This window comes from Micromonospora wenchangensis (assembly GCF_002210435.1).
Lineage (GTDB): Bacteria > Actinomycetota > Actinomycetes > Mycobacteriales > Micromonosporaceae > Micromonospora > Micromonospora wenchangensis.
On the sequence record NZ_MZMV01000038.1, the window covers coordinates 1 to 21,509 of the forward strand.

At 72.7% G+C, this 21,509-nt stretch carries 18 protein-coding genes and 1 pseudogene; 13 read left to right on the top strand and 6 right to left on the bottom strand.

The window, feature by feature from the left end; translation table 11 throughout:
• From B5D80_RS33435 to B5D80_RS21045, 4 genes and pseudogenes are all read left to right on the top strand, one after another.
• A pseudogene (locus tag B5D80_RS33435) lies at positions 1-491 on the top strand (nitrate- and nitrite sensing domain-containing protein); the annotation flags it as partial.
• A 74-nt stretch (positions 492-565) separates the two neighbouring features.
• Complete coding sequence (locus B5D80_RS21035; protein ID WP_088645632.1) at positions 566-988, top strand: roadblock/LC7 domain-containing protein; 423 nt, start codon at positions 566-568, stop codon at positions 986-988.
• A 5-nt stretch (positions 989-993) separates the two neighbouring features.
• Positions 994-1,380 carry a DUF742 domain-containing protein gene (locus B5D80_RS21040; RefSeq protein ID WP_088645633.1) on the top strand — a complete coding sequence of 129 codons (387 nt, stop codon included), beginning with the start codon at positions 994-996 and terminating at the stop codon, positions 1,378-1,380.
• Positions 1,361-1,969 (top strand): GTP-binding protein, encoded by a 609-nt coding sequence (locus tag B5D80_RS21045; protein ID WP_088645634.1) that lies wholly within the window; start codon positions 1,361-1,363, stop codon positions 1,967-1,969. Before B5D80_RS21040 ends, B5D80_RS21045 begins: the two co-directional genes overlap by 20 nt.
• A gap of 75 nt (positions 1,970-2,044) precedes the next feature.
• Here the strand turns inward: B5D80_RS21045 and B5D80_RS21050 are convergent, their stop codons facing one another.
• Positions 2,045-4,897 (bottom strand): aconitate hydratase, encoded by a 2,853-nt coding sequence (locus tag B5D80_RS21050; RefSeq protein ID WP_088645635.1) that lies wholly within the window; start codon positions 4,895-4,897, stop codon positions 2,045-2,047.
• 162 nt (positions 4,898-5,059) lie between these two features.
• On the opposite strand from B5D80_RS21050, the gene B5D80_RS21055 reads away from it, so the two are divergent.
• The 4 genes from B5D80_RS21055 (at position 5,060) to B5D80_RS21070 (ending at position 7,176) form a co-directional block, all read left to right on the top strand.
• Positions 5,060-5,449, top strand: coding sequence for a VOC family protein (locus B5D80_RS21055; protein ID WP_088645636.1), 390 nt, complete (start codon positions 5,060-5,062; stop codon positions 5,447-5,449).
• A gap of 37 nt (positions 5,450-5,486) precedes the next feature.
• Positions 5,487-5,921, top strand: a complete 435-nt coding sequence (locus B5D80_RS21060; protein ID WP_088645637.1) for a VOC family protein — start codon at positions 5,487-5,489, stop codon at positions 5,919-5,921.
• Positions 5,922-5,955: 34 nt separating this feature from the next.
• On the top strand, positions 5,956-6,441 hold the full coding sequence (locus B5D80_RS21065; RefSeq protein WP_088645638.1) for a YcxB family protein: 486 nt from the start codon (positions 5,956-5,958) through the stop codon (positions 6,439-6,441).
• Between the two features lie 78 nt (positions 6,442-6,519).
• On the top strand, positions 6,520-7,176 hold the full coding sequence (locus tag B5D80_RS21070; protein WP_088645639.1) for a DedA family protein: 657 nt from the start codon (positions 6,520-6,522) through the stop codon (positions 7,174-7,176).
• A gap of 66 nt (positions 7,177-7,242) precedes the next feature.
• Here the strand turns inward: B5D80_RS21070 and B5D80_RS21075 are convergent, their stop codons facing one another.
• The 3 genes from B5D80_RS21075 to B5D80_RS21085 form a co-directional block, all read right to left on the bottom strand.
• On the bottom strand, positions 7,243-7,899 hold the full coding sequence (locus tag B5D80_RS21075) for a C39 family peptidase (RefSeq protein ID WP_088645640.1): 657 nt from the start codon (positions 7,897-7,899) through the stop codon (positions 7,243-7,245).
• A 360-nt stretch (positions 7,900-8,259) separates the two neighbouring features.
• Complete coding sequence (locus B5D80_RS21080) at positions 8,260-8,985, bottom strand: alpha/beta hydrolase (RefSeq protein ID WP_088645641.1); 726 nt, start codon at positions 8,983-8,985, stop codon at positions 8,260-8,262.
• A 99-nt stretch (positions 8,986-9,084) separates the two neighbouring features.
• The gene (locus B5D80_RS21085; protein WP_088645642.1) at positions 9,085-9,267 is read right to left on the bottom strand and encodes a hypothetical protein; all 183 of its coding nucleotides are present in this window, start codon (positions 9,265-9,267) and stop codon (positions 9,085-9,087) included.
• A 19-nt stretch (positions 9,268-9,286) separates the two neighbouring features.
• Between B5D80_RS21085 and B5D80_RS21090 the strand changes: the two genes are divergently transcribed.
• From B5D80_RS21090 to pulA, 5 genes are all read left to right on the top strand, one after another.
• Entirely contained in the window at positions 9,287-9,961 is a 675-nt protein-coding gene (locus tag B5D80_RS21090) for a hypothetical protein (protein ID WP_088645643.1), read from the top strand.
• Positions 9,962-9,998: 37 nt separating this feature from the next.
• Complete coding sequence (locus tag B5D80_RS21095) at positions 9,999-10,388, top strand: DUF6841 family protein (protein ID WP_088645644.1); 390 nt, start codon at positions 9,999-10,001, stop codon at positions 10,386-10,388.
• An 87-nt stretch (positions 10,389-10,475) separates the two neighbouring features.
• Positions 10,476-11,237 (top strand): hypothetical protein, encoded by a 762-nt coding sequence (locus tag B5D80_RS21100; protein WP_088645645.1) that lies wholly within the window; start codon positions 10,476-10,478, stop codon positions 11,235-11,237.
• A 153-nt stretch (positions 11,238-11,390) separates the two neighbouring features.
• Positions 11,391-12,113, top strand: coding sequence for a cellulose-binding domain-containing protein (locus B5D80_RS21105; protein WP_245854837.1), 723 nt, complete (start codon positions 11,391-11,393; stop codon positions 12,111-12,113).
• Positions 12,114-12,256: 143 nt separating this feature from the next.
• Positions 12,257-17,752 carry a pullulanase-type alpha-1,6-glucosidase gene (pulA, locus tag B5D80_RS21110; protein WP_088645647.1) on the top strand — a complete coding sequence of 1,832 codons (5,496 nt, stop codon included), beginning with the start codon at positions 12,257-12,259 and terminating at the stop codon, positions 17,750-17,752.
• Between the two features lie 101 nt (positions 17,753-17,853).
• Here pulA and B5D80_RS21115 read toward each other — a convergent pair whose 3' ends face one another.
• Both B5D80_RS21115 and B5D80_RS21120 read right to left on the bottom strand, forming a co-directional pair.
• Entirely contained in the window at positions 17,854-19,533 is a 1,680-nt protein-coding gene (locus tag B5D80_RS21115; RefSeq protein WP_088645648.1) for a hypothetical protein, read from the bottom strand.
• A gap of 335 nt (positions 19,534-19,868) precedes the next feature.
• The gene (locus B5D80_RS21120) at positions 19,869-21,350 is read right to left on the bottom strand and encodes an aminopeptidase P family protein (protein WP_088645649.1); all 1,482 of its coding nucleotides are present in this window, start codon (positions 21,348-21,350) and stop codon (positions 19,869-19,871) included.
• Between the last annotated feature and the right edge of the window lie 159 nt (positions 21,351-21,509).

A 21,509-nucleotide genomic window follows, 5' to 3' on the forward strand; every position in this document is an offset into this window, starting at 1 on the left:
CCCCGGACCCGGCGGCCACCGACCCGCCCCGGCCCGACGACCGGTGGACGACCACGCCGGCCGGCCCCGGGCCCGCCCCGGCGACCGCCGGGCCGCTCGACGCGGCACCGGCCGACGACGGCGGACCGCTCGACACCGCACCGGCCACGCACCGGTCGGGCGGCCCCGACCCGGCCGACCGGGCGACCGGGGACGGGCGGACGGCGGACGACGGCGTCGACCCGTCGTCGCCTACTGTGGAAGGGCCGGTGACCGACGCGGGCCTGCCGGTGCGGGTGCGCCAGGCGAACCTGGCACCCGAGCTGCGGGCCTCCCCGGGCGCCGGGGAGACCGGGGCCGCGGGCACCCCGCGGCGCGCTCCCGAGCAGGTACGCCAACTGATGAGCGCCTACCAGTCGGGCACCCGCCGCGGGCGCAGCGACGCGGCCCGGCTGCTGGAGGGCACCCGTGCCGGCGAGCGGCCGGACGACGCGGACGACCCGGCGGGCTGACGGCGTCGCGACGGATGCGACGCCGCGACGGGACGGTAACGAGCACGGCGCACGCGCCGGGAAGAGGACGACGAGTGGGGCAGACGACGGCATCCGGTGCGGACCTGACGTGGTTGCTCGACGATCTGGTCAGCCGGGTCAAGCAGGCCGAGCACGCCGTCGCGCTCTCCACGGACGGCCTGCTGATGGCCGCGTCCGGGGGGATGGGGCGGGACGACGGCGAACACCTCGCCGCGATGGCCGCCGGCATCCAGAGCCTGGCCCGGGGGGCCGGGAAGCGGTTCGGCGGCGGGCAGGTCCAGCAGACCATCATCGAGATGGAGTCCTCGTTCCTGTTCGTCACCGCGGCCGGGCCCAACGCGTGCCTGGCGGTGCTGGCCGGCACCGACGCCGACGTCGGCCTGATCGCGTACGAGATGGCGATGCTGGTCGCCCGGGTGGGCAAGTACGTGGCGTCCCCGGCCCGGGGTGTCGACCAGCCGGCCGGCGGGAACTGACCGCGATGGCCGGTGACGGCGACCCCGCGGACGAACAGTGGGTCGACGAGCACGCTGGTCCGGTGGTCCGCCCGTACGCGGTCACCCGGGGCAGGGCCCGCCCGGTGACCGGCTCGTTCGACCTGATCTCGCTGGTCACGGCGACCCGGACGAACGCGGTCGAGGAGGCCGGGCTGGGGCCGGAGCACGTGGCGATCGTGGCGCTGACCCAACGCATGCAGTCGGTGGCCGAGATCGCCGCCCGACTGGACCTGCCGGTGGGCACCGTACGGGTGCTCCTCGGTGACCTGGTGGCGCGGGACCTGGTCCGGGTACAGGAACCCCGGGAGCCGGCCGGTGTCAACGACGAGAGCATCTACGAGGCGGTGATCAATGGACTACGGGCACTCTGAACGTCCGGCGGGGGCGCGGGTGCTGCCCACCGCGCTCAAGGTTCTGGTGGCGGGCGGTTTCGGGGCCGGCAAGACGACCCTGGTCGGGGCGGTCAGCGAGAGCCGTCCACTGCGGACCGAGGAGGTGCTGACCGAGACGGGCATCGGCGTCGACGACCTGTCCGGTGTGGAGCGTAAGAGCACCACCACGGTGGCGATGGACTTCGGCCGGATCACCATCAGCAACGACCTGGTGCTCTACGTCTTCGGCACCCCCGGGCAGGACCGGTTCTGGTTCCTGTGGGACGAGTTGGCGGTGGGGGCGCTCGGCGCGGTGGTGCTGGCCGACACCAGGCGGTTGGCCGACTGCTTCCCGTCCATCGACTACTTCGAGGGGCGGGGCACCCCGTTCGTGGTGGCGGTGAACTGCTTCGAGGGCGCCCGCCGGTTCGGCCTCGACGAGATCCGCGCGGCGCTGGACCTGGACCCGGAGGTACCGCTGCTGCTCTGCGACGCCCGGCAGCGGGAGTCCGGCCGTGGCGTGCTGATCACCCTGCTGGAGCACGCGATGAAGACCCGCGAGTCCCGCCGCCGGGCGGCCGGCGGCTGACCACAACCACACCGCGCGCCGACGCGACGGGCCCCCTCCGCCAGCGGAGGGGGCCCGTTCCTTGCAGGGGGTACGTCAGCTCGCGATCATGCGGCGCAGCACGTACTGGAGGATGCCGCCGTGGCGGTAGTAGTCCGCCTCGCCCGGGGTGTCGATCCGGACCACCGCGTCGAACTCCACGCCGGTGTCGGTGCTGACCCGCACCGTACGCGGGGTGTCGCCGTCGTTGAGCGCGGTCACCCCGGTGATGGAGAAGGTCTCCGCGCCGGTGAGGCCGAGCGACTCGGCGGTGGTGTCCACCGGGAACTGCAACGGCAGCACGCCCATCCCGATCAGGTTGGACCGGTGGATGCGCTCGTAGGACTCGGCGACGACCGCCCGGACGCCGAGCAGCATGGTGCCCTTGGCCGCCCAGTCCCGCGACGAGCCGGAGCCGTACTCCTTGCCGGCCAGGATGACCAGCGGCACGCCGGCCTCCTGGTAGGCGGTGGAGGCGTCGTAGATGGTGGTCTGCTCGCCGGTGAGGTGGTTGACGGTGAAGCCGCCCTCCACACCGGGGACGAGCTGGTTACGCAGCCGGATGTTGGCGAAGGTGCCCCGGATCATCACCTCGTGGTTGCCCCGGCGGGAGCCGTACGAGTTGAACTCGTGGCGCGGCACGCCGTGCTCGGCGAGGTACCGGCCGGCGGGGGAGTCGGCCTTGATCGCGCCGGCCGGGGAGATGTGGTCGGTGGTGACCGAGTCGCCCAGCTTGGCCAGCACCCGGGCACCGGCGATGTCGACGACCGGGCTCGGCTCCTGCTGCATCCCCTCGAAGTACGGGGGCTTGCGCACGTAGGTGGAGTCGTCGGCCCAGGCGAAGGTGTCGCCGGTCGGGGTGGGCAGCGACTGCCAGCGCTCGTCACCGGCGAACACGTCGGCGTACGCGGCGCTGAACCCGGTCGCGCCGATCGCCTGGGCGATGACGTCCTGGATCTCGGCGGTGTTGGGCCAGATGTCGCGCAGGAACACCGGGTTGCCCTCGGTGTCCTCGCCGAGCGGCTCGTTGGCCAGGTCGATGTCCATCGTGCCGGCCAGCGCGTACGCCACGACCAGCGGCGGGGACGCCAGGTAGTTCATCTTGACGTCCGGGTTGATCCGGCCCTCGAAGTTCCGGTTGCCGGACAGCACCGACACGACGGCCAGGTCGCCGGAGTTGACGGCGGCGGAGACCTCCTCGGGCAGCGGGCCGGAGTTGCCGATGCAGGTGGTGCAGCCGTAGCCGACCAGGTTGAAGCCGAGCTTGTCGAGGTACGGCGTGAGGCCGGCCCGCTCGTAGTAGTCCATGACGACCTTGGAGCCGGGCGCCAGCGTGGTCTTGACCCACGGCTTGCGGGCCAGGCCCTTGTCGACGGCGTTGCGGGCCAGCAGGGCGGCCCCGATCATCACCTGCGGGTTGGAGGTGTTGGTGCAGGAGGTGATCGCGGCGATCACCACCGCGCCGTGGTCCAGCTCGTACTCCACGCCGTCGCTGCCGGTGACCCGGACCGGGTTGCTGGCCCGGCCGCCGGCGCCGACGGCGGCGGTCTCCAGGTCGCGCGGCTCGTCGGCGGGGTCGCTGAAGTCGTTGGCGGGCGGGTCGCTGGCCGGGAACGACTCGGCGCTGGCCTCGTCGGCCGGGCCGTTCGCGCCCCGGGGGAGCTGCTCGCGGGCGACACCGGGCTTGAGCTCGCGCTCGCCTGCGGAGTCGTCGGCGACGTAGTCGGTCAGGGCCGAGCGGAACAGCGTCTTGGCGGCCCCGAGCGGCACCCGGTCCTGCGGGCGCTTCGGCCCGGCCAGGGACGGCTCGATGGTGCCCAGGTCCAGCTCCAGGCGCTCGGAGTAGTCCGGCTCGCGGTCCGGGTCGTGCCAGAGCCCCTGCTCCTTGGCGTACGCCTCGACCAGCGCCACCTGGGCGGCGTCGCGGCCGGTCAGCTCCAGGTAGCGGACGGTCTCGGCGTCGATCGGGAAGATCGCGACGGTGGAGCCGTACTCGGGGGACATGTTGCCGATGGTGGCCCGGTTGGCCAGCGGCACGGCGCTGACGCCGGGGCCGTAGAACTCGACGAACTTGCCGACCACACCGTGCTTGCGCAGCATCTCGGTGATGGTGAGGACCAGGTCGGTGGCGGTGGTGCCGGCCGGCATCTCACCGGAGAGCTTGAAGCCGACGACCCGGGGGATCAGCATGCTGACCGGCTGGCCGAGCATCGCGGCCTCGGCCTCGATGCCGCCGACGCCCCAGCCCAGCACGCCCAGGCCGTTGACCATGGTGGTGTGCGAGTCGGTGCCGACGACGGTGTCCGGGTACGCCTGGCCGTTGCGCTCCATGATCGTCCGGGCCAGGTACTCGATGTTGACCTGGTGCACGATGCCGGTGCCGGGCGGGACGACCTTGAACTCGTTGAACGCGGTCTGGCCCCAGCGCAGGAACTGGTAGCGCTCCTTGTTGCGCTCGTACTCCAGCTCCACGTTGCGGGCGAAGGCGTCCTCGCGGCCGAACAGGTCGGCGATGACCGAGTGGTCGATGACCAGCTCGGCCGGTGCGAGGGGGTTGACCTTGGTGGCGTCGCCGCCGAGGTCGCGGACCGCCTCGCGCATGGTGGCCAGGTCGACCACGCACGGTACGCCGGTGAAGTCCTGCATCAGCACCCGCGCCGGGGTGAACTGGATCTCCACGCTCGGATCGGCGGTGGGGTCCCAGGAGCCGAGCTGGGAGATGTGGTCGGCGGTGATGTTCGCGCCGTCCTCGGTCCGCAGCAGGTTCTCCAGCAGGATCTTCAAGCTGTAGGGCAGTCTGTCGTGCCCCGGCACCTGGCTGATCCTGAAAATCTCGTAGCTCGCGTCTCCGACGCGTAGCTGGGTCTTCGCACCGAAGGTGTCGAGGCTCGCCACGTCGTACTCCTTCACACCAGCGACCGTGAGTAGTCCTGAGCAGTCTGTCGCACCGGGCGGAACGTCGCCCAGGTTAGGTAACACTTACTGCCGATTCGTCGTCTTCCAACAAAACCGTACGTCCGTCTTGCTATCGACGCAACCTCGTGCCAGGGTTCGGGACGAGGAGGTGCCACCATGATCCATCATGTGCTGCTCGCCTGCCCGCCCGGTGCCGAGGATTCCTCCCGGGCCTTCTACGTGGGCATCCTCGGCCTGACCGAGAAACCCAAACCCCCGGCCCTCGCCGCCCGTGGCGGCTGCTGGTTCACCGGGTACGACGTTGAACTGCACCTCGGCGTCGAGGCCGACTTCCGCCCCGCCCGCAAGGCGCACCCCGCCCTGCTGCGCCCCGACCTCGACGCCCTCGCCGACCGGCTGGCCCGCGCCGGCCACCCGGTCACCTGGGGTGACGACGACGAGCTGCCCGGGATGCGCCGCTTCCACACCGCCGACCCGCACGGCAACCGGCTGGAGTTCGTCGCCCCGCTGCCCGACCACACGGGGCGGTCGGCCCCCGGTCGCTGAGCGCCGTCGTGTCGGACCCGGCCGCTACGGTGTGCCGATGGCGTCGGTCAGGCAGGTCCAGGTCACGTTCGACTGCGCGGAGCCCGAACGGGTCGCCCGCTTCTGGTGCGCGGTGCTCGGTTACGTCGTGCCCCCACCGCCGCCGGGGTTCGCCGACTGGGACGCGTTCGACAGTGCCCTGCCGCCCGAGCGGCAGGGCTCCGCGTTCGCCTGCGTCGACCCCACCGGCGCGGGCCCGCGACTGTTCTTCCAGCGCGTGCCCGAGGGCAAGGTGGTCAAGAACCGGCTGCACCTCGACGTGCGGGTCGGCCCCGGCCTGGTCGGCGAGCAGCGGTTGGCCGCGCTGGAGGCGGAGTGCGCCCGGCTGGTCGCCCTCGGCGCGACCCGGGTACGCCTGCTGCCCGCCGACGGCCACGACGAGTCGTGCCTGGTGATGCAGGACGTCGAGGGCAACGAGTTCTGCCTCGACTGAGCCACCGCCGCCGCGCCGCACTATCGTTTCCGCCGTGCACATCCGTTTCGACGTCCCCGCCGACCCCGCCTACCCGGGCCGGGTGGCCGCCGCGCTCAGCAGCGTCCGGCTGCGCCGGTTCACCCTGATCGGCGCGGCGCTGGCGGCGGCCGGGGCGGCGGGTCTGCTGGTCTCCCGGGGCGGCCGGCTCTCGTCGCTGTGGCTGGTGCTGCTGGTGGGCGGGCTGCTGTCGATGCTCTACGCGCCCTGGGTGCGCTGGCGGGCCCGACGTCGCTCCGACGACTACGCGGTCGAGGGCGGCTACGACATCACCGACGACAACATCATGATGCGCAGCGGCTCGGAGTCCGGCGGCATCGCCTGGGACGGGGTGGCCCGGGTGCGGGAGGCCGGCGACTTCTGGATCGTGTACGTCGGCCGGATGCCGGCGACGGTGATCCCCCGCTGGCTGATGCCCGCCGAGGACGCCGCGACGTTGCACGCCTTCATGACCGCCCGGGGCCTGCTCGAACCCCGCTGAGCGCACGGTGTTCCCGGGGGCCCGCCCGGCCCGCCCGGCGCGGGTAGGGTTCGAGGTCGGGTCGGAAGGGGTGCGGCAGTGGTCGACGTTCAGCACTGGCTCGTAGCACTTCCCCCGGGGGTGGTCTACCTGATCGTCGCCGGGGTGATCGGCGTCGAGAGCATGGGTGTCCCGTTGCCGGGTGAGATCGTGCTGGTCAGCTCCGCCCTGCTGGCCGCGACCGGGGTGGTCGAGCCGCACTGGGTCGCCACCGCGGCGGCGTTCGGCGCGATCGTCGGCGACTCCGTCGGCTACGCGGTGGGTCGCCGGGGTGGTCGTCCGCTGTTGGCCCGGCTGGGCCGGCGCTTCCCGAAACACCTGGGGCCCGCACAGCTCGCCCGCGCCGAGCAGAGCTTCGCCCGGCACGGCGTCTGGGCGGTGTTCTTCGGCCGGTTCGTCGCCCTGCTGCGCATCCTGGCCGGCCCGCTGGCCGGTGCGCTGCACGTGCCGTACCGGCGGTTCCTGGTGGCCAACGCGGCCGGCGGCCTGGTCTGGGCCTTCGGCACGACCTACCTGCTCTACACGCTGGGCCGGGCGGCCGAGCACTGGCTCAAGGACATCTCCTGGGCCGGCCTGGTCCTGGCCGTGCTCGGCGGGGTGGCCAGCACCTGGTGGCTGCGCCGCCGCGCCCGCCGGCTGGAGTCGACGACCACCCCCGACGGGGCCGAACCGGTGGCGGCCGGCACCGACCGCTGACCGACGCACGGGTACCGACGACGAACGGGCCGCCCCCGGGTGGGGGCGGCCCGTTCGGTGTCCGGGTCAGGACGAGTAGCCGCGGGTGGCGATCCAGTCGGCGAGGTTGTCCACGCTCATCCGGTAGGACGCGGTGTCCGGGTTGGCCGAGTCGGCGATGGTCACGGTCTTCCCACCGTCGCGGTAGCCGATGACGCTGATGTAGTGGCCACCCTCGAAGGAGTGGGCGTTGCCGTCGGTGTCCACGGCGGTGCCGGCGATGTTGGCCACCACGGCCCGGCCGTCGTCGACGGTACGCACGATGTCGGCGCGCAGCTCGTCGGTCTGCTTGTCGTCGGCCTTGGCGCTGCGGATCTCGGTGCTCTCGTACGCCTTGCGGCCGGTCTCCTTGTTCAGGACGGGGGTGATGTCGTTGATGCTGTCGGTGCCGGCCTCGGTGGTGCGCATCTCCTTGGCCATGGCGTCGACGTCGATCTTCTTGCCCTGGACGGACAGGGCGTTACGGGTCGCGGCGGGGCCGCAGTAGTAGAAGTTCGGCTGCGCCTGGTAGTCGACCTTCAGCTCCCGCTCGCCGGCCGGGCGGCGCTCGGCCTGCACGGCTGCGGGGGCACCGGTCCGGGCCTCGGCGGCGTACGCGGCGGTCAGCGGGCCGGCGATGGCGCCGGTGGTGAAGGCGAGGCCGGCAGCGGTCAGGGCGGTCTTACGGATCAGATCGGTACGCATGGTGGCGTGCTCCTCTGCATCGGGGGTGTGGCGCACGCCCGCAGGGGGGTGGGGCGTGGCCGGAAGTTCAGCGGGATCGCCCGGCGATCGGGGGGACCTGCTCGGGCGTCCGGAGGGATGTAACCGACCCGGTGGCGACCGCATTCCACGATCGGGGTCCCGGGGCCGTCCCCCGGGGGGTGGGGGAGTGGCGGTGGTATGCCAGGTACAACGCCCCGCCCCCGGCGGCGATTCCGCCGTGGGGGTGGCCCCGGCCACGGGACGATCGGGCACGAACCGCCTGTGCGGTGGCGGGATGCCCCCGGTGAACCGGACATCCGGTGCGGCACCGGACCCGGGTGCGGTGGGGGTGGACGCGACTCAGTCGGCGCGGATCAGGTCGACCACCGCGTCCCGGGCGGCCCGGACGGCGTCGCGGGACTGCGCGGTGTGGTCCAGGATGTCGAAGGCGTGCTGACCGTCCGGCACCTCCACCAGGCGCACCGGTCGACCGGTGCGGGCGGCGGCGTCGAGGAACGTGGCGATGCCGTTCAGCAGCCCGGGGAGCTTGTCCTGGCCGGCCCGGGTCAGCACCACAGGCGTGGTCGAGCCCGCGCCGAGGGCGTCGACCGGCAGGAACCGGGGCGGCACCTCCCAGCCGGGCAGCGGGACGAGCAGCGGATAGGTCAACGCGATCCCGCGCACCCAGGCCGGCGCGGCGCGCAGCCAGTCGGCCGACAGCAGGCTCCCGCCGGAGAAGAACCAGAGCACCACCCGCTGCGCGTCCACCCGGGGGTCGGCCCGGACGGCCTCGACCAGGCCGGCGATGTCGTCGGCGGTGGCGGGCAGCGCGGCCAGGTCGGTCACCCGGTAGCTGATGACGGCGGCGACCAGGCCCTGCTCGGCGAGGAGCGCCCCGTAGCCCTGGTAGAGCAGCCAGTCCCGGGGGTCCGGCGCGCCCGGCGGAAGTGGGGCACCGTGCACGATCACCACGACGGGGTGCGGACCGTCACCGGTCGGCAGGTGCAGGTCGACCCGGCCGTGCCGCTCCACCGGTGCGGCGGGCGGTGCCAACACGAAGGGTTGCTGCTCGACCGGATCGTCCATACCGGGGAGCCTAACCGCCCACGGCCCGGCGGACCGCCCCGTCGCGACCACCGTGGACACCGCCCGTGGCCGACCGCCGCCGGGCCGCCGCGCAGACGGTCAGGCCGGCTCGTCGCCGGACGTCGCGGCCTGGGCGTGCCGTTCCCGCAGCCGGTCCCGGATCTCCTCCGGGGTGTACGCGCGACGCCGCCGTTCGGCGCGGGCGACGACCACCCCGGTCGCGGCGACCCCCGCGAGACCCGCCAACCCGAGGACCTTCCACCACTGCATCCGTTGCCGCATCGGCCTAGGGTAGACGCCCATGAGCATCAGCCTGGACGAGGCCGTCGACCTGACCCGTACCGGTGACGTCTGGGTGTTCCGGGGGCGCAGCGTGCCGGACCGGGCCATCCAGTTCACCACGAACAGTCCCGTCAACCACGTCGGCATGGCGGTGGTGCTGGACGACATGCCCCCGCTGATGTGGCACGCCGAGCTGGGCCGGTCGCTGCGGGACATGTGGACCGGCACCCACCAGCGCGGTGTGCAGCTGCACGACCTGCGTGACGCGGTCTGCGTCTGGGCCAACCGGTACGGCCAGCGGGCGTGGCTGCGGCAGCTCGAACCGTCGGCCGATCCGACGATGGAGCAGGCGGTGCTGCGGACGGTGGCCCGGCTCGACGGCACCCCGTTCCCGTCCACCGCCCAGTTGGCCTGGCGGTGGGCCCGGGGGCGGGTGCCGCAGCTGCGCCTGCCGCTGCCGGGAAGGCGGGACCGGGACGACGGGCGGGCCGACCTGCCGGCGGGCGACCGTGCGCTGGAGACCGCGTACTGCGCCGAGGTGGTGGCGGTGACCTACGAGGCGATGGGGCTGCTGCCGCCCGGCCGGCGGCCGAACTGGTACGACCCGGGCCGGTTCTGGAGCGGCGACGACCTGGACCTGGCCGGCGACGCGCGGCTCGGCGCGGAGATCGAGGTGCGTATCCCGCCCCGGTGAGGTTTGCCGGCGGTCGGGGACGGCAATTGGTGACGCCGTGAGAGCTTCCACCGACCTCGACACGTTGAGCGACTTCTTCGACCGGTACGGGGTGGCGCTCACCACCGGCGACGTGCCCACCATCGCCGGCTGCTACGCCCTGCCGGGGCTGGTGGTCGCCGACACCTACAGCTTCTCGTTCAGCACGATGGCGGCGGTCGCGCTCTCCTTCGTCGGTGCCGCGCCCGACTACCAGGAACGGGAACTGGTCGCGGCGCACGCGCTGATCGAGGAGGTGGAGCCGGTCTCCGCCCTGCTGACCATGGTGGCGGTGCGCTGGGAGTTCCTGGACAGCAAGGGCCGGGCGGTGCCCGGGGAACGCTACCGTTACCTGCTGCGCGGCACCGAGGACGGCCCGGCGATCTGCACCGTCGTCCGGACCGGCTGAGCGCCGGGTCGCCCCGGCCACGCCCCCGGTGATCATCCCTACCGGACGGTCGCTAATCTCTGCGTACAGGGTCGACCGAGGAGGGCCATGCCGGGCACCCGTGGGACGCGGTGGACGTCCCGACTGCCCCAGGCGGTCGCCGCGATGCCCTGGCTGCTCGCCTCGATCGGGGTGATCGTGCTGCTCCTGCTGCTGGTCAAGGCGTTGGTGGCGGTGCTGGGTCACGACCGCTACACCGAGCACGGCGCCGGTTCACGCAGCGAGGCCGTGATGGTGCCCGGGGTACCGGTGACGACCGGGCCGGTGACGGCGACGCCGTCGCCGTCACCCACCCGCACCAGGCGGGCCACCACCGGTGGCGGGACGGGCGTGGTGCCGTCCGCGACCGGTCGGACGCCCGTCGCGTCCCGGTCGGCCAGCCCGTCGGCGTCGGTGTCGCCGACGACGGTGGCCCTGACGCCGCCGCCGACCACGCTGCTCAACGACGACGCCCCGGGCATCACCTACCGGGGGCGGTGGGCGGTCTCGCGGAACCGGCCGTTCGGCGACCACCGCGACGACGTGCACTACACCGTCCACGACGGGGACTCGTTCAGCTTCACGTTCACCGGCACCGGCCTGGACTACATCACCTCGCGGGACCCCGAGTACGGTGACGCCGACGTGTGGGTCGTCGACTCCGGTGGGCGACCGGTGAAGCAGCAGCGGGTGAGCGCGCGGGCACACCGTTACCAGCCGCAGCAGACCGTGTTCAGCGTGCAGGGGCTGCCGGCCGGGCGGTACACCATCTGGGCGGTCAAACGCGGCGGGGTCTACTTCCAGGTGGACGCGTTGCGGGTGCGCGGCTGACGGGACAAACGAACTGTCCGGTTAGGACAAAGTCCGGACGTTGGGTACTTTCCGACAATCGCCTGAATCGTTACTCTTCTCGGACGGGGCCGACCAGGGAGGGTCATGTCCGGCATGCGTCGCGCGCAACCGCGGGCACACGGAGCGGGTGCGTTGGCGTCGTCGCCCTGGGTCGTGGTCGCCACCGGCGTGCTGGTGATGGTGGTGCTCCTGATCGTCGCGCTGGCCTCGTACCGCAGCCGGGGGCCGGCGTTCGAGGCCCGGCCGGCCGATCCGCTGCCGACGTACTCGCTGCCCGGATCGGGGGCGACGAACCCGGCCCGGGTGGCGGCGAACCTTCCCGAGCCGGTCGTCCCCGGGCTGACGCCCCGTCGCACCGATCCGCCTCCGGTCGAGGTGCCCGTGGTGGTCGTGCCGGGCGGGCCGTCGGGCGGGGACGACGTGCCCACCCCGTCGGCCGGCGGGGTCGTGCCACCGCCCGGCGACCCGGGTGGTGGGCAGCCCCGGCCGACCACGCCCGCGCCGCCACCGCCGGCCGCGCCGCCGTCGTCGCCGGTGACCGGCCGGTTCAGCGTGCGGGACAGTTGGAACAACGAGGCGTTCATCGGTGAGGTGCTGCTCTACAACCGCGACCGGGTGTCCCGGCCGTGGACGGTCCGGTTGGTGCCGCCGCCGGGCAGCCGGCTGGTCACCTCGTGGGTCGAGGGCGCCCCGCAGGGCACTCCCCGGATGTCCGGCGGGGTGTTCACGTACACCAGCGGGGTGAACGTCGGGCCCGGCGCCTCGGTGCCGTTGCGGTTCCACTTCGAGAACACCGGCGGCAGCATCCGGCCGTCGCGGTGCACGGTCGACGGGGTGCCCTGCTCCGGACTGTGACCCGCCGGCCGCTGTCCGGACCACCTGTCGATCCCGGGTTCTGCAAGGTTGCTGCCGTATTGCAGCCGTGTTTGCAAGGCATTGCAGAATCTTTCGGCAAGGGCTAGCGTGCGGGCGAATCAGCGACCATAGGAAGGCCGTCGATGAAACCCCCGCTGCCGCGCAAGGCGCTGCTCGCCCTGGTCTCCACCCTCACCCTCGCTCTCGTCGGCCTCCCGGTCGCCGTCCGTCAACTCGGCGCCGACGCCACCGACCGGCCGTCCACCATCGACGCCCTCGCCGCGGCCGGCGCCGCCCAGTGGGACGCCGAACCCGCCACCGAGGCGCTGCTCGCCGCCGGCACCGGTAAGGGACGCGCCGAACAGTTCTACTTCGTCCTGCCGGACCGGTTCGCCAACGGCGACCGCCGCAACGACACCGGCGGCCTGACCGGGGACCGGCTGCGCACCGGCCTCGACCCCACCGACAAGGGCTTCTACCACGGCGGCGACCTCAAGGGCGTCATCGACAAGCTCGACTACATCCAGGGCCTCGGCACCACCGCCATCTGGCTGGCGCCGGTGTTCAAGAACCGGCCCGTGCAGGGCAGCGGCGCGGACGTCTCCGCCGGCTACCACGGCTACTGGATCACCGACTTCACCCAGGTCGACCCGCACTTCGGCAGCAACGAGGAGATGAAGCGGCTGGTGAAGCTCGCCCACCAGCGGGGCATCCGGGTCTACCTCGACGTCATCGTCAACCACACCGCCGACGTCATCAAATATGCCGAGGACAGGTACGCCTACGTCGACAAGAAGACCGCGCCGTACACCGACGCGCAGGGGCGCGAGTTCGAGGACCGCAACTACGCCGACGGCACCCGGGACTTCCCGACGGTGAACCGGGACTCCGGGGCGTACACGCCGACCTTCGCCAGCCCCGCCGACGCGAAGGTCAAGGTCCCGGCCTGGCTGAACGACCCGACGATGTACCACAACCGGGGTGACTCCACCTTCTCCGGCGAGAACAGCGAGTACGGCGACTTCTACGGCCTCGACGACCTGTGGACCGAACGGCCCGAGGTGGTCCGGGGCCTGACCAAGGCGTACGGCGACTGGATCGCCAGCACCGACGTCGACGGGTTCCGGCTGGACACCGTCAAGCACGTCAACCTCGACTTCTGGCCGCAGTTCAGCCAGGGCATCAAGCGCGCCGCCGACAAGGCGGGGAAGAAGGACTTCTTCATGTTCGGCGAGGTCTACAGCGCCGACCAGGAGGTCACCTCCACCTACGTGCGGCGCGGCGGGCTGCCGGCCACCCTCGACTTCTCCTTCCAGGAGGCGGCGCGCGGCTACGTCACCGCCGACGGCTCGGCCAAGGCGCTGGCCGACGTCTACGCCAAGGACCCGCTGTACGCCGCGCGGGACACCGACGCCGGTCGGCTGACCACCTTCCTCGGCAACCACGACATGGGTCGGATCGGCTCGTTCATCGCCGCCGCCGGGGGCGACGACGCCCGCCAGCTCGGCCGGGACCGGCTCGCCCACCAGCTGATGTTCCTCACCCGGGGGCAGCCTGTCGTCTACTCCGGCGACGAGCAGGGCTTCACCGGGCCGGGCGGGGACAAGGACGCCCGGCAGGACATGTTCGCCACCCGCACGGCGGACTACCTCGACGACGACCTGATCGGCACCACCCGCACCCACGCCAGCGACCAGTACGACACCACCCACCCGCTCTACCGGACCATCGCCGAGCTGGGCCGGCTGCGGGCCGCGCACCCCGGCCTGCGCGACGGCGTGCAGGTCACCCGGTACGCCGCCGACGGGCCGGGCGTCTTCGCCTTCTCCCGGATCTCCCCGGCCGACCGCACCGAGTACCTCGCCGCGGTGAACAACGCCGGCACCCCGCAGACTGTCACCGTGCAGACCTGGTCCCCCGGCATCACCTTCACCGGCATCTACGGCGGCACGGCCACCCCGACCGCCGGCACCGACGGAAAGCTGAGCCTGACCGTGCCCGCCGGATCGGCCGTGGTGCTCCGGGCCGGCCGACCCGTGCCCCAGGCCACCGCGAAGCCGGCCGTCACCCTCACCGAGCCGGGCACCGACCCGGTCGCCACCCGGGCCGCCGTCACCGCGCAGGTGACAGGTGACCCGCTGGCCACCGTCACCGTCGCCGCCCGGGTCGCGGGTGGCAGGTGGACGCTGCTGGGCAGCGCGCACACCGCGCCGTACACCGTGCATCACGACCTGACCGGCCTGGCCGGGGGCACCCGGGTCGAGTACAAGGCGGTCGTGCGCGACGGGAAGGGACGCACCACCGCCACCCGGTCGACCGGTGTGGTCGGCACCCCGGCGCAGGGCGCGTCCCGGGACTGGGTGGTGGTGCACTACCAGCGCCCCGCCGGGGACTACGCCGACTGGGGGCTCTACGCCTGGGGTGACCTCGACCCGGCGTACGTCACGCAGTGGCCCGCCGGGCAGCCGTTCGCCGGCGAGGACTCGTACGGCCGGTTCGCCTGGGTGAAGCTCAAGCCCGGCGCGAAGTCCGTCGGGTTCCTCGTGGTCGACAAGACGGGCACCAAGGACGTCGCCAACGACCGTACCGTCGACGTGACCGCCACCGGCGAGGTCTGGGTCAAGCAGGGCGACCCGGCGCTCTATCCCACCCGGCAGGCCGCCACCGGCGAACCCGACCCGCCCGCCGACCCGGGCACCGCGATCATCCACTGGCGCAAGGCCGACAACGACTACGCCGGCTGGGGCCTGCACCTGTGGGACGGGGCGGCCACCCCGACCGACTGGTCGAGCCCGCTGCCGCCCGAGAGGGTCGACTCGTTCGGCGCGCTGTTCCGGGTGCCGCTGGCGGCCGGCGCGACCGGGTTGAACTACATCATCCACCGGGGCGACACCAAGGACCAGCCCGACGACCAGCGACTCGACCTGACCGGGGTGGGCCACGAGGTCTGGCTGCTGGGCGGGGTGCCCGGCCGGCTGCTGCCCGCCACCGCCACCGGGGCGGCGAAGGATCTCGACATCACCAGGCAGCAGGCGCAGTGGATCGACAGGTCCACCGTCACCTGGGCCGTCGGCCCGACCGACGGCAGGGCGTACGCCCTGGTGGCCGCCCCGACAGGTGGGCTGGGTGTGGTCGACGGCGAGCTGTCCGGGACGTACACCTCGTTGCCGTTGCGGGCGCAGCGCAACGGGCTCACCGAGACCCAGCGGGCGGCCTTCCCGCACCTGTGGGCCCACCAGGCGTTCCACCTCGACCGGGCCGACCTGGCGAAGGTGCCGGCGGCGCTGCGCGGGCAGCTCGTGGTCACCGAGCGGGACGCCCGGGGCGTGCTGCTGCGCGCGACCGGGGTGCAGATCCCCGGGGTGCTCGACGACGTCTACCGCGCCGCCACCGACGCCACGCTGGGTGTCAGCTTCGCCGGTAAGGTGCCCACCCTCGCGGTCTGGGCGCCCACCGCCCGCACCGTCACCCTCGAACTGTCCGACACCCCGTCGGCGTCGCCGCGCACGGTGGCGATGCGCCGCGACGACGGCACCGGCGTCTGGTCGGTACGCGGCAGCCGCGACTGGACCGGCAGGTACTACCGCTACCGGGTGCAAGCCTGGCAGCCGGCCGCCCAGAGGATCGTCACCGCGTCGGTCACCGACCCCTACTCGGTGGCGCTCGCGGCGGACTCCACGCACAGCCAGATCGTCGACCTGGCCGACCCGGCGCTCGCCCCGCCCGGCTGGTCGGGGCTGCGCAAGCCGGCCGCGCCGCCCGCGTCGCAGGCGCAGGTCTCCGAGCTGTCGGTACGCGACTTCTCCATCGCCGACGACACCGTGCCGGCCGACCGGCGGGGCACCTACCTGGCCTTCACCGACCCGGACACGGCCGGCATGCGACACCTGAAGGCGCTCGGCGACGCCGGGGTCAACTACCTGCACCTGCTGCCGGTGTTCGACTTCGCCACCATCCCCGAGAAGCGGGCCGACCAGCGGCAGCCCGACTGCGATCTGGCGGCGCTGCCGCCGGACTCCGACCGGCAGCAGGCGTGCGTCGCGGCGGTGGCCGACACCGACGGCTACAACTGGGGGTACGACCCGCTGCACTACACCGTCCCCGAGGGCGGGTACGCCGTCGACCCGGGCGGGGCGCGGCGGACCGCCGAGTTCCGCCGGATGGTGGCCGGGATCAACGGCGCGGGCCTGCGGGTGGTGCTGGACGTGGTCTACAACCACACCTCCGCCGCCGGCACCGACGCGAAGTCGGTGCTGGACCAGGTGGTGCCCGGCTACTACCACCGGCTGCTCGACGACGGCACCGTCGCCAACTCGACCTGCTGCGCCAACACCGCCCCCGAGCACGCCATGATGGGCAAGCTGGTGGTCGACTCGCTGGTGGTCTGGGCGAAGCAGTACAAGGTGGACGGCTTCCGGTTCGACCTGATGGGTCACCACCCGAAGGCGAACATCCTGGCCGTCCGGGCCGCGCTGGACCGGCTGACCCCGGCTCGCGACGGCGTCGACGGCAAGAAGATCCTGCTCTACGGCGAGGGCTGGAACTTCGGCGAGGTCGCCGACGACGCCCGGTTCGTGCAGGCCACCCAGGCCAACATGGCCGGCACCGGGATCGGCACCTTCAACGACCGGCTGCGCGACGCGGTCCGCGGCGGCGGTCCGTTCGACGGCAACCCGCGCGTGCAGGGCTTCGCCTCCGGCCTGTACACCGACCCCAACGGCGACGACGTCAACGGCAGCGCCGCCGAGCAGAGGGCCCGGCTGCTGCGCCAGCAGGACCTGATCAAGGTGGGGTTGACCGGCAACCTGCGCGGCTACCGGTTCACCGACTCCGCCGGCCGGCAGGTCACCGGGGCGCAGGTGGACTACAACGGCTCCCCGGCCGGCTACACCGCCGCCCCCGGCGAGGCGGTCACCTACGTCGACGCGCACGACAACGAGATCCTGTACGACGCGCTGGCGTACAAGCTGCCGACCGGCACCTCGGCGACGGACCGGGCCCGGATGCAGGTGCTGGCCCTGGCCACCACCGCCCTCGGGCAGGGCACCGGGTTCGTGGCGGCCGGTTCGGAGCGGCTGCGCTCGAAGTCGCTGGACCGCAACTCCTACAACTCAGGTGACTGGTTCAACCAGATCCGCTGGGACTGCGCCCGGGGCAACGGGTTCGGCGCCGGGCTGCCCCCGGCCGCCGACAACCAGGACAAGTGGCCGTATGCCAAACCGCTGCTGGCCGACCCGGCCCTGGTGCCGGGCTGTGCCGCGATCGACCTGGCCGACGCCCGGTACGCGGAGCTGCTGCGGATCCGGCGGTCCTCGCCGGTGTTCGGGCTGACCACCGCCGAGCAGGTGCAGCAGCGGGTCGCGTTCCCGCTGTCCGGGGCGAAGGAGACCCCGGGGGTGCTCACCATGACCCTGGACGCCCGGGGGCTCGGCGGCCGGTGGACGTCGGTGACCGTGGTCTTCAACGCCACCCCGGCGACGGCGAAGCAGACGGTGACCGGCCTGCGGGGCACCGACACCGCCCTGCACCCGGTGCTGGCCGGCTCGGCCGACCCGGTGCTGCGGACCGCCTCGTTCGACCGGGCGGCGGGCACCTTCACCGTGCCGGCGCGCAGCGTGGCGGTCTTCGTGCACCGCTGACCCGGACGACGACCGGCCCCCCTCCGCGTGTCGCGGAGGGGGGCCGGTGCGCGTCCTGCCCGGTGTGCCGCCGTCACCGGCCGCACGTCACCCGAGGGTGCTCAGCCGAAGCAGTTCGGGATGGTGTCGCCCGGGATGGCCAGGCAGTTGGTCGGACGGTTCGCGACGATCGCGGACTTGTCGTCCACGTTCACCACGCCCTCGAAGGTGAACACGCCGCCGGGGGCGAGGGTCGCGAAGTTGTTGACGACCTTCGTCCGGCTGAGGTTGACCTCGCCGAAGATGTTGAAGATGCCGCCGCCGACGCCGATCGGACCGAGGGCCCGGTTGGCGACGACCTCGGACTCGCGCACCGTGGTGACGCTGTCCGCGTTGAACAGCCCGCCGCCGAAGAAGCCGGCGGTGTTCTCCTTCAGGTGGCTCTTCTCGATGGTGACCGCGCTGTCGAACGCGACGGCCACGCCGCCGCCGACACCGGCGGTGCTGTTCTTGGCCACCGTCGAGTTGTCGACGTTGACCTGGGCGTCCGCCACCGCGAGACCGCCACCGGCGAGCACCGCGGTGTTCGACAGCAGTTCGGTGTAGCGCACGGTGGTGTTGCCGCCGATGTCGAGCACGCCACCGCCGAAGCCGAGCGTCTCGTTGTCGGTGATCTTGGACTTCTCGATCAGGACGGTGCCGCCGTCGACGTCCTCGGTGAAGATCTCCGCGGCGCCGTTGGAGATGCCGCCGCCACCGACGATGGCGGTGTTGTCGGTGATCGTGGACTCGTCGACCTGGAGCAGGCCGGCGTTGAAGATGCCCCCGCCGAAGAAGAAGGCGGTGTTGTGGGCGACCTCGGTGTGCCGCAGCGACGTGGTGCCGAAGTTGGCCAGCCCGCCGCCGTTGCCGCCGGACTGGTTCAGCACGACCGAGGTGTCGAACAGGTTGGCGGTGCCACCCGGCTGCACCAGGATGCCGGCGCCGTCGTTGACGCCCGGCTCCTCGACCAGCGTGGTGGCCTTGCCCGGCTTGGCCTTCGCGCTCGGCGCGGCCTTCACCGCGGCCTTGCGGGCGGCCTTCGGCGCGGCCTTCAGGCCGGCCTTCGGGTTCGCCTTGCGGGCGGCGAGCGCCTGGGCCAGCGGGGTGCCGGCCTTGACCTGGGCGGCGATCGCCTGGGAGTCCGAGTAGGCCCCCCACACCGCTGCCGGGGAGACCGGCTGCAACGCCTCGATGGTCTGCCCACCCTTGATGGTCAGGCCCTTGAGGCTCAGGTGACCGCCCGGACCCACGTTGAGGATCCGGAAGTAGTCGGCGGTGGCGTCCCGGGTGATCGTGGTGTGCTCACCCCGCAGGGTGATGTCCTGGGTGATCACCGGCAGGCCGTTGCCGTCCTGGTTGCGGGTCAGGTTGTAGGTGCAGCCCTTGGCCAGGTCCAGCACACCGCCGTCGCGGCTGTTGGCGAAGACGATGGCCTGGATGAGCCGGTCGGTGTCGCAGGGCACCTCCTTCCCCCGCTCGCGGTCCTTACCGTCGTGGTCGTCCTTGTCGCCACGGTCCGGGCCCTCGTCGCCACGACCCTCGTCGCCGCGGCCCTGGTCGCCGTCCTTGGTGACCTGCTGAGTGGTGTTCCACTTCAGTCCGCTCACCCCGACCGCCCCGGCGCTGCCGGCGACGCCCACCGCGGCGAGACTGACCACACCTGTCAACCCGGCGACGCCACTGGCGAGCCAGAGCTTGCGACGGCTCCTGCTCCCCGTCGCCCGCGCGGAGGCTTCGTTGTTCGTTAGGTAGTTGGACATCGGAGCTCTCTGCCCTCTCCTCGTACCAGACAGGGTCGCCGCGCCTGAGCGGACGTCCCCTGCTACAAATCGGTTGTAGCTCCCGAAACCCACGGTATGAGAAGGTTCCTCGCTATGAGGTCAAACCCGAAGAAAGCCCGCCTTGTTTACACGTTCCGGCGGTCGGTGACCCTGGGGACGATCAGCCCCTCCGTGGTGTGATCCGCGCGGGAGCGCCGCGACGGTGGGCAGCTGCGGGCCTGGTGGGCAGGAAACGACGACGGCCCCGCCGCCGGAGGCGTCCGCCGAGGGGCGGGACGCGTCCGACGGCGGGGCCGTCGCGGTGGGTGCGGAGGTCAGCCAGGCAGGCGCGGACCCGCCTCACGCTGCTCGGCCAGCCAGGTCTCCACCTCGTCCGAGCGGCGGGGCAGACCCGCCGACAGGTTCACCGAACCGGTCGCGGTGACCAGGATGTCGTCCTCGATCCGGACACCGATGCCGCGCAGCTCCTCGGGGACCAGCTCGTCCTCCGGCTGGAAGTACAGGCCCGGCTCGACGGTGAGCACGTAGCCCTCGCCCAGCGCACCGTCGCGGTACTTCTCCTTGCGGGCGTTCGAGCAGTCGTGCACGTCGATGCCGAGCATGTGGCTGGTGCCGTGCAGGGTCCACCGCCGGTAGACCGTGGAGGCCGGGTCCATCGCCTCGTCGACGCTCACCGGGAGCAGACCGAGATCCTTCAACGCCTCGGCGAGCACCCGCATCGAGGTCAGGTGCACGTCCCGGAACGCGACCCCCGGGCGGATCGCGTCGATGCCGGCCTGCTGCGCGGCGTACACCGCGTCGTAGACCTGGCGTTGCAGCGGGGTGAACCGGCCGTCGACCGGCAGCACCCGGGTCACGTCGGCGGTGTAGAGGTTGCGGTTCTCCACGCCCATGTCCATCAGCAGCAGCTCACCCGGGCGGGTCGCGCCGTGGTTGTGCACCCAGTGCAGGATCGTCGCGTGCTCGCCCGCGCCGACGATCGAGCCGTAGCCGACGTCGTTGCCGTCGTGCCGGGCCCGCAGCGCGAAGATCCCCTCCAGCAGCCGCTCGGAGACGCCCCGGTCGGCCGGCAGCGCACGGGCCACGTCCTCGAAACCGCGGACGGTGGCGTCGACCGCCTCCTGGAGCTGGGCGACCTCCCACTCGTCCTTGACCAGCTTCAGCTCGGCGATCGCGATCGCCAGCTCCCGGTCCCGGCCCGGCTGCCCCTCCTCCCGGGGGCCGTCCCACGGACGCACCGCCGCGTCGACCCGCTGGTCGAAGCCGCGCAGCACCCGGGTCCGCCCCGGCGCCATCCGGGCCAGCGCCCCGTCCAGCGCGGACAGGTCCTCGGTGGCCAGGCCCAGCTCGGTGGACTTCTCGACCAGGGTGTGCCGGCGGCCCACCCACAGCTCGCCGTGCCGGCTGCGGAAGAACTCGTCGGTCTCCCGGGAGGACCGGGGACGCATGAACAGCGTCGCGTCGTGCCCCGAGCCGTTGGGCCGCAGCACCAGGACGCTGTCCGGTTCGTGGTCGCCGGTCAGGTAGGCGAAGTCGCTGCCCGGCCGGAACGGGTGGTCGGTGTCGTTGGCGCGTACCTTCTCGGTGCCGGTGGGGATGACCAGCGTCTCGCCCGGGAAGGCCGCGGACAGGGCGGCCCGCCGCTTGGCGTGGTGCGGGACCTCCGGTCGGGGGCCGACCGGCAGGCTGGTGTCCCGCCAGCCCTGCCGCATGAAGGACAGGAACGCCTCCGGAAAGTCCGGATCGTGCGATTCGGTGCCATCCGCCGGCTTGCCGTCCGTCCGTTCCTCGGCCATGTCGGCTCCCTTCGCCTCGTCGCTCGTCCAGACGGTACTCCGGCTCCGCCCGGACGGGGTGCCTGCGGTCCCGCACCCGACGTCCCGCCGGCCCGACCCCGTCCGGGTGACTCGACGCTGTCCGGGGCCCGGGGCCGGGCGCGGCGGATCGTGCCGTGG